The sequence below is a fragment of the Rhodococcus wratislaviensis genome (genome assembly GCF_041228765.1).
Lineage (GTDB): Bacteria > Actinomycetota > Actinomycetes > Mycobacteriales > Mycobacteriaceae > Rhodococcus_F > Rhodococcus_F wratislaviensis.
The window spans coordinates 1574123-1588628 of sequence record NZ_CP150488.1 but is presented as its reverse complement, the minus strand read 5'-3'; the positions used below and the strand labels follow the sequence as shown (position 1 = coordinate 1588628).

Below are 14506 nucleotides of genomic sequence, written 5' to 3'. Positions count from 1 at the left end.
CACGGGAGACTCCATGAACACAGTTCACGACCCACCGGCACCCACCAAGGGCCTTCAGCAGGCGATGAAACCGCGGCAGCTGGTGATGATGAGCCTGGGCGGCGCGATCGGCGCCGGACTGTTCGTCGGCTCCGGTGCGGGCATCGCCGTCGCCGGGCCCGCCGTGCTCGTGTCCTTCCTCATCGCCGGATTCCTCGTCGTCCTCGTGATGCGGATGATGGGCGAGATGGTGGCGGCCGACCCGGACAGCGGCGCGTTCTCCGTCCACGCCGAGAACGCGATGGGCCCGGTCGCCGGCCGGACGATCGGCTGGCTGTACTGGGTGCAGGTCGTCATCGTGGTGGCCGCGGAAGCGACCGCGGCGGCGGCGATCACCGCCGCCTCCATACCCGCAGTGCCGCAATGGGTGGCGGCCCTGGCGTACATGAGCGTGCTGACCGCCGTGAACCTGGCGGGTGTCTCCCGTTTCGGTGAGTTCGAATTCTGGTTCGCCGCACTGAAGATCGTGGCGATCGTCGCGTTCCTGGCGGTCGGTTCCGCGATGATCCTCGGCTGGATTCCCACCTTCGACGCGCCGGGCCTGTCGAACCTCACCGGCCACGGCGGGTTCGCCCCCAACGGTGTCACCGGCATCGCGGCCGGCCTGCTGATCGTGGTCTTCGCGTTCGGCGGCACCGAGGTGATGGCCATCGCCGCCGCCGAGACGTCGGACCCGCGGCGCAACGTGAGCCGGGCGGTGCGGTCCATCGTGTGGCGGATCCTGGTGTTCTACGTCGGTTCCGTCCTGATCATGGTGACGGTGCTGCCGTGGGCCGCCGACGAACTCGCGACGGGACCGTTCGTCGCGGTCCTGAACGCCGCGCACGTTCCCGGCGCCGGTGCCGTGATGACCGTCGTCGTGGTCATCGCATTGCTGTCGTCGCTGAACGCCATGCTGTTCAGTGGTTCCCGGATGATCTACTCGCTGTCCGAGCGTGGGGCGGCGGCGAAGGTGTTCGGCCGGGTGTCGGGCAACGGCGTTCCCCGCGTGGCGGTGCTGGCGTCGGTAACGTTCGGGTTCGTCACCGTCGTCCTCAACTATCTGGCCCCGGATCGTGTTCTCCCGCTGCTGCTCAACGCGGTCGGCTCGACGATCCTGGTGCTGTGGACGTTCGTCACCGTCTCGCAGATCGTGTTGCGGCGGCGCGCCGAGAAGGCGGGTCGCACGGATCTGCCGCTGAAGATGTGGGGCTTCCCGTATCTGTCGTATGTCGCTCTCGCGCTGCTGGCCGCGGTCGCGGTGCTGGCGTTGTTCGACGACGCGGCGCGCAACCAGCTGTTCGCGACGCTCACGTTCACGTGTGCGATCACACTGGCCTGCTGGGTGCTCGGACGCCGGCAACGCGGTGCGGCCGCCGACACCGCACCGGAGAAGACGCCCGAGACCGTCGGCTGAGACGACACCGCGGTCTCACGGATGTCGAGGGGTCATCCGTGAGGCCGCGACAGTCTCCCGCTCAGCGGACACATTCCGCTCGCCGAACGTTCCCGCGGCCTACCGTCGACCGCACAGAACGAAGGGCCGGGAATGACCACACATCCAGACGTTTTCGCTCCGGCCACGCTGGGCCCCGTCACGTTACGCAATCGGATCGTCAAGTCGGCCACGTTCGAGGGCCGCACCCCCGACGCGCTGGTAACCGACGAACTGATCGAGTTCCACCGCCGGCCCGCGGCGGGTGGGGTCGGGATGTCGACGGTGGCCTACTGCGCCGTGGCGCCGGAGGGTCGCACCGAACGCGGGCAGTTGTGGATGCGCCCGGACGCCGTGCCCGGACTGCGCAGACTCACCGACGCCATCCACGCCGAGGGTGCGGCCGCGAGCGCCCAGCTCGGGCACGCCGGACCCGTCGCAAACGAGAAGTCCACCGGACTGCCGGCGCTCGCACCGTCGCGGTCGTTCAACCCGCTCAGCATGCGGATGATCCGCAGCGCCACCACCGCCGACATCGCCAGGATCACCGCCGCCCACGGCACCGCGGCACGGCTCGCGGTCGATTCCGGCTTCGACGCCGTCGAGATCCATTTCGGCCACAACTACTTCGCCAGTGCGTTTCTCAGCCCGAAGCTGAACCGCCGCACCGATTCCTACGGCGGATCACTGGAGAACCGGGCCCGGGTGGTGCGGGACGTCGCCCGGACCGTGCGCGACGCCGTCGGCGGCCGGGTCGCGATCCTCGCCAAACTCAACATGGACGACGGTGTACCCGGCGGCTTCTGGCTCGACGAGGCCATCCAGGTGGCCAGGCTACTCGAGCACGACGGCAGCGTCGATGCCCTCGAACTCACCATGGGCAGTTCGCTTCTCAACCCGATGTACCTGTTCACGGGCGACGCACCGGTGCGCGAGTTCGCGGCCGCCATGCCACAGCCGGTCCGGCTCGGCGTCCAATTGGCCGGGAAGTCGATGATCCGCGCCTACCCGTACCGCGACCTGTTCATGCTCGAGCACGCACGCCAGATCCGCGCGGCGGTGACGTTGCCGCTCGTCCTGCTCGGCGGGGTCACCGACCGGGCGGGCATGGACACCGCCATGGCCGAGGGCTTCGAATTCGTCGCCATGGCCCGGGCGCTGCTGCGCGAACCCGACCTCGTGAACCGCATCCGGGCCGAGTCCCGCACCCAGTCGTTGTGCATCCACTGCAACAAGTGCATGCCCACCATCTTCAGCGGGGCGCGCTGCGTGCTCGTCGAGTGATTCGCCGCATGGTCGGTTTGCTCACACGTGGAGCGCGATGAGGGATCCGATGCCGACGACGGCGCCGAAGATCAGTGGGATGCAGATGATGTCGATGAAGATCCCGGTGCCGATCATCTTGATCATCGGCACGTACCCCGATCCGTAGACGATGGCGTTCGGTGGTGTCGAGACCGGGAGCATGGCTCCGGCGTTCGCGCCGAACACGCCGGCCATGGCCGGGATGATCGGGTCGACCCCGATGGCCAGGGCGATCGGAATGATGATCGGGACGACGATGCCGACGCTGGCCGTGTTGCTGGTGGTTTCGGAGATGACCAGCCCCATGACGATGGCGATCAGGGCAAGCACCCAGGAACTCTGCACACCCGTGGCCCGGGCGATGGTCGTGCCAAGGGTTTCGGCCAGGCCGGTCGCGTTCATCATGGTGCCGATGGTCAGGCCCGCGCCGACGAGGAGAACCGTGCCCCAGTCGATCTTGGCGGCCTCGGTCCACGTGAGGGTGGATTCACCGCTCCCGTTTCCGCGGGGCAGAAAGGACAACAGGCCGGCTGTGAGAACCACGACCGATCCCTCGTTGAGGTGGTCGGTGAAGGCGGTGACGATCGGGCTGGTGATACCGAAAGTGGTGACCAGAGAAGGCAACACCCACAGGACAACCGTGACGAGGAAGATCACCAGAACGTTGCGTTCGCCGCGGTTCATGGGGCCGAGATCTGCGTAGTGGGCGCGGAAGTAGTCCTGCCCACCTCGGATGTGCTTCACCTCGGGTCGGTTGACGAGGATCAGCGCCACCCACATGACCGCACCCATCACGAGGAGGTACGGGGCCGACATGGAGATCCAGTCGAACAGTTCGACCTTGTAGCCGGTCATTCGCTCGATCGTGCCGCGGCCGATGACATTGGCGATGCCGGTGATCGGGGTGAGGACCGACCCGATGCTCGCGCCGTAGGCGATGGAAAGCATCAACAGGCAGGAGAACTTGGTGCGGTTGGTCTTGATGCCCGGGTTCTGCTCCTGAATGAGGTCGCCGATCGTCTTGACCACGCCGATACCGATGGGAAGCAGCATCGCGGCGGTGGCGGACGACGACACGAACATCGAGAGGATGCAGGCCACGACACCGAACGCCGCCGCGGTGCGGTACGTGCTGTTGCCGATACCCGGGAACGAGAGCACCTTGAGGGCGAATCGTCGGTCCAGTCCGTGCACCGTCATTGCGCGAGCCAGAATGAAGGCACCGATCACCAGGAACACGGTCGCGGACCCGAAGGATCCGTACACCTCCTGGGGCGTACCGACGCCGAGGACGACGAGTAGGGCGATGCCGATCAGCGCGGTCACCGGGATCGGGACGGGTTCCGTGATCCACAGCAGGACCACGACGGTGAGGACCGCGAGCATGGCCTGCTGGGGATTCGGCATGTCGATCGGCAACACGAGGATGCCGATGAGCAGGGGCAGCGCGGCGATCAGACCGAACCGTCCCCGGATGTAGTCGAAGCGTTCCTCTCCTGCGAGTTTCGGTGGCTGCTCCGTCACGGTGGTCAATGTGCTCATGACGCGGTCCCTGCAAGCTGAGGAATGGAGGGCAGGTCTTCATCCGCTACGGCGCGGTTGTGCCATCCGCGAACAGCGCTCGCGGCGATATCCTTCGCCTCGCCGAGGTAGTCGTCGGCGGTGACGAGTTGTGCGGGCAGCAGTTCGGCGACTCCGGCCTCCGCCGCGACCTCGCGCAGGGTGTCGGCGAGCACGCGATGCGTGGTCCGGGCGCGGGTGGCGGCCGTGTAGAGCAGATCGTGGGCGCGTTCGCGGCCCATCGCTTCGGCGAGCTGGATCATCTGCGCCTCGGCCATGACCAATCCGCCGTCCAGGTCGAGGTTCGCACGCATCCTGTCGGCGTCGACCCGCATGCCCCGGACGATGACCAGCGCTTCGGACAGTGCGCTGCCGGCGAGGACCCCGAGCTGCGGGATCACCTGCCACTCGATCTGCCACTCGCCGGCGCTGCGTTCGTGGCCCGCTTCCTGGATGCGGCTCAGCGACGACAGCAGCGCTCCGGCGGTCTGGGACAGTCCGATGATCGCCTCGGAGGAGATCGGATTGACCTTCTGCGGCATCGTCGACGACGCACCGCGGTGGCTGTTGTAGGGCTCGAAGACCTCGCCGATCTCCGTGCGGGAGAGGTCGACGATGTTGCGGGCGAGCTTCGCGCACGTCGCCGCGACAGTTGCGCAGAGCCAGCCGTATTCGGCGATACCGTCACGGTCGACGTGCCACGGGATGTCGGTGTCGTGCAGGCCGAGCAGCTCGGCGACGCGGGTCCGGACGTCCGCGGACTTCGCCCCGAGCGCTGCGGACGTGCCACCGGCCCCGAACAGGGAGATCACGGCGATGCGCGGCACCGCCTGCTGGAGACGCTCGCGGTGGCGGGTGAACTGACCCAGCAGCGTCGCGAGCGTGGCGCCGAACGTGGTCGGCACCGCCTGCTGGGCGTGGGTCCGGCCGGGCATCACGGTGCCGGCGTGGGCTTCCACCTGGACCGCGAGCGCATCGCCGAGTTCGCCGAGCTGCCGGTCGAGCGCGGCCAGCGATCGAGCGAGCTGCAGGGCGAGCCCAGTATCCATGATGTCCTGCGTGGTCGCACCGTAGTGCACGCGACCGTTCGGTCCCTCCGGCAGCGCCCCGGAGATCTGTCGCACCAGCCCGAGGATCGGGTAGCCGACGTTCTTCGACGTCTCCCACAGGGAATCGCGGTCGATGTTGTCGATCCGAGCCGCTGCCGCGATCGCCGCAGCGTCGTCCGCCGAGATGACCGCGTGCTCACCCTGCGCGATGGCGAGGGCCCGCTCGGTGGCCAGCCAGCTCTCGATGCAGCTGTCGGCGGAAAAGACGTCGAGTTGAGTCTCGTCCCCTGCCAGGTGAGTGAGGAGGGAGAACGGGTTTCTTGACTGAATGGACACGAAGGGCCTTTCGCTCACGTAGTGGATCACCCACATCTGCGACTGTGACTCACGCCATGTGGAATCGGTTCCACAACACTGTGGCGCAAGCCACTGGTTTCTGTCAAGAGAGGTCGATTCCCCGCCGGCCGCCGCCGCCCTCGACGGCTTTACCTGCGGTTACGTTGGGTATGGTGGGTCTGTGCCCAAACTTCAGGACGTCGCCGCGCTGGCCAAGGTGGGGGTGGGTACCGCCTCACGCGCGATGAGCGGGCGCGGCTACGTGGACCCCGACACCCGCAAGAGAATCCTCGAGGCGGCCGATGCGTTGGGCTACCGGCCGAACAAGGTCGCCCAGGCACTGCGGGAGAACAAGACGCGCGTCGTCGGATTGCTGCTACCCGATATCTCGAACGAGTTCTACACCGACAGCGCCGCCGTGCTGCAATCGGTTCTGTTCGAGGCCGGATTCCAACTCGTCGTCAGCGCCAGCGGCAACGATCCCGAATCCGAGGAACGCGGACTGCGCTCACTGCTCGATCACCGCGTCGACGGAATCATCCACGTCCCCGTCGACGCTCGACGCACACTGCCGACCGGCGTGCCGATCGTGCAACTCAACCGTCACTCGGTCCCGCTACAGACCGACGCAGTCGTCAGTGACGACGAATACGGCATCGAAGCGATCACCGAACTGGCCCTCCAGTCCGGCCACACCGATCTCACACTCGTCATCGGCGGGGCCGACCACAGCACGACCGCCGACCGTATGCGCGGCTTCCGCAACGCCGTCGACCGCGCGGGAATACCGGAGGCGCCCAACGGAACTGCCGGTCACCGCTTCCGCATCCTCGAGGGCGACTTCACCTCGGAATGGGGTCGGAACGCGGTGCACGCGATCGCCGACGACCTACCCGGTGCCGTCATCGCCGCCAGTAGCCGAATTGCGCTGGGCGTTCTGCACGCCTGCTCCGACCTCGGCCTGTCGGTGCCCGGCGACCTGTCCGTCGCGGCACACGGCAATCCCGAATGGTACGAGGTGTTTCCACCCGGAATCACGTCCTACGCCCCTCCCCTGGCAGAGATGGGGCAGGAGGCGGCGGTGAAGATTCTCGCCAAGATGGAGTCCGAAGCCGGGGACGGCGCGCCGACCATGACGAGAATGAGGGGGAAAGTCCACCAACGTCATTCGATCGGTGGCAGCATCCCCCCGCCCTCCGCCTGACGGCTGACGATCACCAGCTCGTCTGCGCCAGAACCGCATCCAGCGCCGCGTAGCTCTCGTTCATGCCGCCCTCCATGCCGGACTGCAGCATGCCGTCGCGCTCTTCGGGGGTGTGGAACTGGCTGACCACGGACAGCTTGGTGCGTCCGTCCCCGAGGTCGGTGTAGGTGTTGTTCTCGATGATGACGTGGCCGGGCATGCCGTCCCACTCGAACGTGTACACGAGGCGCTCTTCCGGGGTGATCTCCCGGAATCTGCCCTCGAATCCGTGGGTTTCGCCGTCCGAATGTTCGACGAAGCGCCAGTGCCCGCCGCGCTCGAATTCCCAGCGTTCGAGGTCGAGTTCGTTTCCGCGGCCCCACCACTGGGCGAGCAGTTCCGGTCTAGTGAATGCGGCCCACACGCGGTCGCGGGGGGCGTTGAAGATGCGTTCGACGTGGATCTCCCGCTCCGTCGGCGTCGAGAGGGTCGCGGTCGTGGGAGTCTGCGAGGTGCTCATGACGTGCCTTCCGTTCGATTGAGGAATTCGTCCAGACGGTCCAGGCGCCCTTCGAGCGACAGCTGGTAGTCGCGGATCCAGGCCACCTCACGCTCGAGGGAGTTGGTCCCCAACATGCAGTACCGCACCCGGCCACGCTTCTCGGTCACGACCATCCCGGCCTCTTCGAGCAGTCGCACATGCTTCTTGATGCCGGTGAGCGTCATCTCGAAGAGTTCGGCCAGGTCACTGATCGAGCAGGCGCCCTCGCCGAGCCGACGGAGGATCCCACGTCGCGTGGGGTCTGCCAGTGCGGCGAACGTAGCGTCGAGAGCCGAATACTGAACCATCGAGTTCAGTGTTGCATGCGTGTGGTGCTCCGTCAACGGTTTTCGGTACGGATCGATAACGAATCCGGACGACCGCCTGTCGCAGCGGTGGGCGTCTCGCGAGCGCCGTTAGCGTCGGACCCGTCGGGGCACTTCCGCGGCCGGAGGGAGCGGGAATGGGAACACGCGTCTTTCCTCGCAGCCCGACGATCGCGGTCGCGCTGGCGGTGTGCGCCACCGTGGCCGTCGCGGCGGTGCTCGGGACCGTCGACCCGTGGCTGCCAAAGATCGGACTGTTCGCCGGCGGCGCCGATCTGCACGTCTACCGTGACGGCGGCTGGCGCGTTCTACATGGCCTGCCGCTCTACGGCGGGCCCGTCGTACTGGGTTTGCTCTACACGTACACGCCCTTCTCCGCGCTGGCATTCGTGCTTCTCGAACGGATACCCGGCGCGTTCGTGGACGACCTGTGGATGGTCGTCAACCTGGGCGTGCTGGCGGGGTGCATCCTCCTGTGCTGGCGCATCCTCGGGTACCGGATCACGCCGTACCTGTTGCTGGTCACGGCGCTGACGACGGTGACGTGCACGTTCGTCGAACCGGTGCGGACGACGCTGTTCTACGGTCAGATCAACCTGGTGCTGATGCTGTGGGTGCTGTGGGACTTCTCCCGGCCGGAGCGCAGCATCCTGCGCGGGGTGGGGATCGGGCTGGGCGCCGCGATCAAACTGACCCCCGCCTTCTTCGTCATCCTGCTCCTCGCCCTGCGGCAGTGGCGGGCCGCCGCGGTCGCGACATCCGTCTTCGCGGGCACGGTGGCGTTGGCGTGGGTGGTCGTTCCCCGCGACTCGTCCCGGTACTGGACCAGCACGTTCTTCGACTCGACGCGCATCGCCGACGACGCGCATCCGTCCAATCAATCGCTGCGGGGAACACTCACCCGACTCACGGACGGGCAGGCGCCGCCGTGGCTGTGGCTGATTCTCGCGGGTGCCGTCGCCGTCGTCGGCCTCGTCGTATCGGTGCGCCTGTACGACCGGGACGAGCGACTGCTGTCGGTCGTGCTCGGCGGGCTCACCGCGGCGGTGGTGTCGCCGTATTCCTGGAGCCATCACTGGGTGTGGCTGGTGCCGCTGATGGTTTTCGTAATGCACCGCGCGGTCTCGGGAAACGGACGCTGGTGGTTCGCGTGCGCCGCATTATTCGTCTCGACGGCGGCGTGGCCGTACTGGTGGGGTCCGAACTTCGCCGTCGTCGGACTGTTCCTGTACCCACCGTCGTGGCCGGTCGCGTTCCTTCTGCAGAACATCTACGTGCTCGTGTACGTCCCGGTCCTCGCCGCGGCGATCCGGATGGTCACCCGACGCACGCAGACTCGGCCGATTCTGAGGTCGGTCGTGACCGACCCGCCGGCACCGGATGAGGCCGCTCTGCTCTGCTACCGCGAGTCTGCGTGAGCAGCACCAATCCGGACCTTGTAGCAAATTGCTACAAGTGGTCGGTGGTTGCGCGGTATCGAGGAGGAATCATGAAGAACGTCGCCGACAAAGTGACCAGATTCTCGTCGGAGCTCGTCGATGCCGCGGCGACCGAAGGTGAGCGGGAGAATCGCTCCGCTCGCCAACAGCTCGAACACTGGGCCCGCGTGGGCCGCGAGGTGTCGAATCAGCGTCACGTGGCACGTCGCCGCGTCGCCGCGTCGAGGCCGCTCTCACCGGACGAGTACCGTTGAGCGAGCTGACCGTCGAGGAAGGCGCGGTGTTCAACGCCGAGATCTCGGTGGCGCTCGAAGAATCGTTGGCCTCGGGTAATCACGTTGCCGAACGCGCAGGTCGGGGCTGTCAACGGTCGCGCAGGGCCGCGTCGTCAAGTACCTGCCTGACGGTGCGCAGATTCTTCTGTGAGGCGTCTCGATCTCCTCGTCGGGCCCGACGGCGCCGGCAAGACGACCTTCGCTGAACAGCGCCTTGCACCGCTCCTACCCGGAAGTGCGTTCGTCAATGCCGACGTGATCGCAAGGACCGGTGGCCGGGCAGCGCCGAAGAACACACTTACGAGGCCGCGCAGATCGCGGCAACCATCCGCGACATGCTGATCGAGCGTGGCGAGTCGTTCATCGCCGAGACAGCCTTCTCGCATCCATCGAAACTCGAACTGATCGACCGGGCGCGACGTGCCGGATATGTCGTGGTGCTCCACGTGATCCTCGTTCCGGGCGAGTTGTCGGTAGCCCGTGTCGTCGAACGGGTGGCCGAGGGCGGGCACTCGGTCCCCGAGGACAAAGTCCGCAAACGATTCGAGCGGCTGTGGCCGCTGGTGGCCGAAGCGATCGACCGCTCCGACCATGCGACCGTCTACGACAACACCGCTCCGGACGTCACGCGAATCGTCGCACGGTACGTCGACGGACACGAGGCCGGTGAAATCACTTGGCCTGCCTGGACTCCGGCGGACCTGACCACGCGACCTCCTCGGTCGTAATCGTGCGGTCTCGGTCGATGTCGAGGACGGCGGGGCCGGTCAACTCATAGACGTGCCCGACGCGATCTGCAAAATCCTGGAGTAGGGCGGCGATGACGCGGGCCACGTCGGTAGCGACGATGGGCGAGGTCCCATCGGTACCGAACGGCAAAGCCAGAACGCCACGGTCGGCGACCGAATGGCTCGCGATGAGGGTGAACAGCGAACTATCCAGAAAGACCGTCGATCTGACATGGACGACGGGCCGACCGGACCAGTTCAGGATGCGCTCGGCGAGCCAGTGCAGTCGTTGATGCCGGGACTCCTCTGTGCTGGTCGATGTCGTCTGCGACACCGTTTTCTGCGACATCTTCACCAACTCCTCTGGATCGCCCCGCTCGTCGGCACTCGGGCAGGCAACTGCGGTGGCTTCCAGATAATCCGTGGAGACAGTCATGTTGAAGAACATCCGCGTGACGCGCACCAACGCCGCAGCAACGTCGCCGGGGCACGTCAGATCGCCGGCGACGATCTCTGCTCCCAACTCCCGTAGGGCTTCGGCACGACCGTCATCGCGATGAACCGTCGCCCGCCCCGGCGCGCCACTATGCAGGAGTAACTCGGCGACCAGTCTGCTGATGCTGACGTGTCCACTGCCCACACCGGTTATCCGGAACAGCGGGCGGTCATTCGTCGACCTCACTCCTACGACGTTGCGACAAGACGGCGCACCGTGGCAGCTCCGCGAGTCGGCGTGAGCGGCAGAGTGCCGGCTCAGGCCTACTTCTCCAGTGCCTCATCGATGAGCTTCCGCTGTTCCTCGGCGTGGCGTTTGCTCGACCCCGTCGCCGGGGCGGCAGAGGCCGCGCGAGACACGAGGCGGATGCGCCGCGAGCCGATGGTCCCGAGCTCGCTGAGGAGGAACGTCCAGGCGCCCTGGTTTCTCGGCTCTTCCTGCACCCATACCAGTTCGGCGTTGGGGTAAGAGTTGACAGCATCAGCCAGCTCCGCTTCGGGCAGCGGGTAGAACTGTTCGATTCGCACCAGCGCGATCTGCGGATCCGGGGACTTGGCGAGCCTGTTGAGCAACTCGTAGTACAGCTTCCCCGACGCCAACAGCACGCGGCGAACGTCGGTCTTGTCGATCGCCCGCTGATCATCGATGACAGGTTCGAACGTGCCGCCGGTGAAATCGGACAGGGCACTGGTCGCGCCACGCATGCGCAACATCGACTTCGGGGTGAACACGATGAGCGGCTTGCGTGGGCGAGCGTAGGCCTGGCGCCGGAGGAGGTGGAAATACGATGCTGGGGTCGACGGTTGCGCCACCGTCATATTGTTCTCCGCGCAGAGCTGCAGGAAGCGTTCGATGCGCGCCGACGAATGATCCGGTCCGCTGCCCTCGTAGCCGTGCGGCAGGAGCAGAACCAGAGAGGACTGCTGTCCCCATTTCTGGTCGGCCGAGCTGATGAACTCGTCGATAATGATCTGAGCGCCATTCGCAAAGTCGCCGAACTGTGCCTCCCACAGCACCAGCGCGTCGGATCGTTCCACCGAATAGCCGTACTCGAATCCCATCACGGCGTACTCACTGAGCAGCGAATCGTATATCCAGATCCGTCCCTGTTCTTCGGCAATGTCGGTGAGCGGGAGCCATTCCCGACCATTGTCACGGTCGTGAAGCACCGCATGGCGTTGGACGAACGTGCCCCGGCGACTGTCCTGACCGGTCAGCCGGACTGGGGTACCCTCCACCAACAGCGAACCAAAGGCCAGGAGTTCGGCAAAGGCCCAATCGATGTCCCCGCCGCGGCTCATCTCCACTCGCTTGTCGAGCAGCTGTTGCAACTTCGGGTGGACGGTGAAGCCGGAAGGCCGGCGGTCGAAGGCATCCCCCACGAGTGCGATCACGTCGGGACTCACCGCGGTGGCGTTGGAACTCTTCCGTGCGTCGGGCTCGTGGGCAAGCATCCTCTCCAGCACGTCGACCGGATGCGTCGAGGAGTCCGGCACCAGGCCGCTCTGTTCGGCATGGGTCTCGGCGAATGCGCTCTCGAGCCGCCCGCGGAAGTCCGCATTGGCCTGCTCGTACTCGTCGACGGTGATGTCACCACGACCGACCAGCGCCTCTGTGTAGAGGGTCCGGACACTGCGCTTGGCCTCGATGCGGTCGTACATCTGCGGCTGCGTCATCGACGGATCGTCGGCCTCGTTGTGACCACGGCGGCGGTAGCAGATGAGGTCGATGACCACCTCGCGGTGGAAGCGCTGGCGGTAGGCGAAAGCGAGCTCCGCGACCCGCACGACTGCCTCGGGATCGTCTCCGTTGACGTGGAAGATCGGCGCCTGGATCGCCTTGGCGACGTCCGTCGAGTAAACGGAGCTCCGGGCCTCACCCGGCAGGGTCGTAAAGCCCACCTGGTTGTTGATGTTGATTCGGATCGTGCCGCCCGTGCGGTAGCCGCGCAACTGCGACATCTGCATGGTCTCTCCGACGACACCCTGGCCGGCCATCGCCGCGTCGCCATGGATGATGATCGGCAACGTGCGGAATGTACCGGCAGGCCCCAGGTCCTGCCGGGCACGCACGATGCCCTCCAGCACGCCGTCGACCGCGTCGAGATGGGATGGATTCGCCCCCACGTAGACCGGGATTCTTTCGCCGTCCGCGCCGGTGAAGATTCCTTCGGTGCCAAGGTGGTACTTCACGTCCCCCGAGCCGTCGGAGTTGTCCGAGACATCCGTGCCCTCGAATTCATGGAACACCTGACCGTAGGTCTTTCCTGCGATGTTGGTGAGCACGCTGAGCCGTCCCCGGTGCGCCATCGCGATGGCCACACCGTCGAGAGCACTGTCGGCCGCCGCGTGCATGATCGCGTCCAACAATGGGATCGTCGACTCGCCCCCTTCGAGACTGAAGCGCGTCTGGCCGATGTATTTGGTCTGGAGGAACGTCTCGAAGGCTTCCGCCTCGTTGAGCTTGCCCAGGATTCGCATCTGCTCGTCGTGGGTCGGTTTCGTGTAGGGCAGCTCGACCCTGCCCTGGATCCACGCGCGTTGCTCCGGATCCTGGATATGCATGTACTCGATGCCGACGGTGCGGCAGTAGGCGTCACGCAGAACACCGACGATGTCGCGGAGCTTCATCTGCCGCTGGTCGCCACCGAAGTCACCGGTGATGAATTCCCGGTCCAGGTCCCAGAACGTGAGCCCGTGACTGGCCACATCCAGATCGGGGTGGGACCGCTGGGCGTACTCGAGAGGGTCGATGTCGGCAATGAGATGCCCGCGGGTACGGTACGCCTCGATGAGCTGCTGCACGCGCGCTGTCTTGTCCACCGCGCTCGCCGGATCCACCCTGATGTCGGGTGCCCAACGAATCGGCTCGTATGGAATTCGCAGGGCCTCGAAGATCTCTTCGTAGAAGCCGGACTGCCCGGTGAGGAGTTCGTGGACTCGCCTGAGGAATTCCCCCGACGCCGCACCCTGGATGACCCGGTGATCGTATGTGCTCGTCAGGGTGATCGTCTTGCTGATGGCGAGATCGGCCAGGGTCTGTTCGCTGGCCCCCTGGAACTCGGCCGGATATTCCAGAGCGCCCGCACCGATGACACACCCCTGGCCTTCCATCAGCCGGGTGATCGAATGTTCCGTCCCGATTCCGCCGGGGTTGGTCAGCGACAGTGTCGTCCCGGCGAAATCCTCGACGGTCAGCGCGTTGGCTCGCGACTTGAGGATGAGAGTCTCATACGCCGACAGGAATTCACCGAAGCTCATCTCGTCTGCCCGCTTGATGTTCGGGACGACGAGAAATCGAGATCCATCGGGTTTCGTGACATCGACTGCGATTCCGAGGTTCAGGTGGTCCGGCGTCACAGTGAACGGCTTGCCGTCCACTTCGGCGTAGGACACGATCTGGCTCGGAAAATCCGTGAGGGCCTTGACGAGCGCCCAGCCGATCAGATGGGTGATACTGACCTTGCCGCCGCGCGCCCGCGCCATGTGAATATTGATGACGATGCGATTGTCGATCATGAGCTTCGCCGGGATCGTGCGGACACTCGTTGCCGTCGGAATACTCAAGCTGGCGGTCATATTGGTGACCAGAGCCCTGGCCATCCCGCGAATCGCGGTCCCAGTAGATCCACCCTCGGCCGGTTCGGTCGGCACCTCGAGGATCGCGGCCACCGGCTTCTGCTTCAGTTTCGGCGGGATCGACGTCGGCCGCGCAACCTGCGGCGGGCTGCCGGCTATCGATTCGGCCGCCGCGTCGGTCGTAGCACTTGGTCCGGTCATGTTGATAGACACAGCCATTCTCCTACTTCGCTTCTG

10 protein-coding genes and 2 pseudogenes are annotated in these 14506 nt (G+C 65.9%); 6 read left to right on the top strand and 6 right to left on the bottom strand.

Going from position 1 to position 14506, the window contains the following annotated elements; all coding sequences use genetic code 11:
• Window positions 1-13: 13 nt before the first annotated feature.
• Window positions 14-1435, top strand: coding sequence for an amino acid permease (locus WKC72_RS07085; protein WP_037242552.1), 1422 nt, complete (start codon window positions 14-16; stop codon window positions 1433-1435).
• Window positions 1436-1567: 132 nt separating this feature from the next.
• The gene (locus WKC72_RS07080; protein ID WP_370182149.1) at window positions 1568-2737 is read left to right on the top strand and encodes an NADH:flavin oxidoreductase; all 1170 of its coding nucleotides are present in this window, start codon (window positions 1568-1570) and stop codon (window positions 2735-2737) included.
• Between the two features lie 21 nt (window positions 2738-2758).
• Here WKC72_RS07080 and WKC72_RS07075 read toward each other — a convergent pair whose 3' ends face one another.
• Both WKC72_RS07075 and WKC72_RS07070 read right to left on the bottom strand, forming a co-directional pair.
• Window positions 2759-4300 (bottom strand): SLC13 family permease, encoded by a 1542-nt coding sequence (locus tag WKC72_RS07075; protein WP_370182148.1) that lies wholly within the window; start codon window positions 4298-4300, stop codon window positions 2759-2761.
• Window positions 4297-5703 carry an adenylosuccinate lyase family protein gene (locus WKC72_RS07070; protein ID WP_255221762.1) on the bottom strand — a complete coding sequence of 469 codons (1407 nt, stop codon included), beginning with the start codon at window positions 5701-5703 and terminating at the stop codon, window positions 4297-4299. Before WKC72_RS07070 ends, WKC72_RS07075 begins: the two co-directional genes overlap by 4 nt.
• A 181-nt stretch (window positions 5704-5884) precedes the next feature.
• On the opposite strand from WKC72_RS07070, the gene WKC72_RS07065 reads away from it, so the two are divergent.
• Window positions 5885-6907: a LacI family DNA-binding transcriptional regulator gene (locus tag WKC72_RS07065; protein ID WP_268789107.1), complete on the top strand. Its 1023-nt coding sequence runs from the start codon at window positions 5885-5887 to the stop codon at window positions 6905-6907.
• A gap of 10 nt (window positions 6908-6917) precedes the next feature.
• On the opposite strand, the gene WKC72_RS07060 is transcribed toward WKC72_RS07065, so the two are convergent.
• A complete protein-coding gene (locus tag WKC72_RS07060; protein WP_128640862.1) occupies window positions 6918-7406 on the bottom strand; it encodes an SRPBCC family protein in 489 nt (162 codons plus the stop codon).
• On the bottom strand, window positions 7403-7735 hold the full coding sequence (locus WKC72_RS07055) for a helix-turn-helix transcriptional regulator (RefSeq protein ID WP_268789106.1): 333 nt from the start codon (window positions 7733-7735) through the stop codon (window positions 7403-7405). The genes WKC72_RS07060 and WKC72_RS07055 overlap by 4 nt, the downstream gene beginning before the upstream one ends.
• 155 nt (window positions 7736-7890) lie before the next feature.
• Here WKC72_RS07055 and WKC72_RS07050 point away from each other — a divergent pair, with 155 nt between their 5' ends.
• The 3 genes and pseudogenes from WKC72_RS07050 to WKC72_RS07040 all read left to right on the top strand — a co-directional run bounded on the left by WKC72_RS07050 (window position 7891) and on the right by WKC72_RS07040 (window position 10195).
• The gene (locus WKC72_RS07050) at window positions 7891-9171 is read left to right on the top strand and encodes a glycosyltransferase 87 family protein (protein ID WP_370182147.1); all 1281 of its coding nucleotides are present in this window, start codon (window positions 7891-7893) and stop codon (window positions 9169-9171) included.
• A 71-nt stretch (window positions 9172-9242) separates the two neighbouring features.
• A pseudogene (locus WKC72_RS07045) lies at window positions 9243-9618 on the top strand (hypothetical protein).
• Window positions 9615-10195, top strand: a pseudogene (locus WKC72_RS07040) (zeta toxin family protein). The pseudogenes WKC72_RS07045 and WKC72_RS07040 overlap by 4 nt, the downstream one beginning before the upstream one ends.
• Here WKC72_RS07040 and WKC72_RS07035 read toward each other — a convergent pair.
• Complete coding sequence (locus WKC72_RS07035; protein ID WP_370182146.1) at window positions 10140-10835, bottom strand: hypothetical protein; 696 nt, start codon at window positions 10833-10835, stop codon at window positions 10140-10142. The pseudogene WKC72_RS07040 and the gene WKC72_RS07035 sit on opposite strands and share 56 nt — an antisense overlap.
• Window positions 10836-10954: 119 nt before the next feature.
• On the bottom strand, window positions 10955-14470 hold the full coding sequence (locus WKC72_RS07030; protein ID WP_370182145.1) for a multifunctional oxoglutarate decarboxylase/oxoglutarate dehydrogenase thiamine pyrophosphate-binding subunit/dihydrolipoyllysine-residue succinyltransferase subunit: 3516 nt from the start codon (window positions 14468-14470) through the stop codon (window positions 10955-10957).
• Between the last annotated feature and the right edge of the window lie 36 nt (window positions 14471-14506).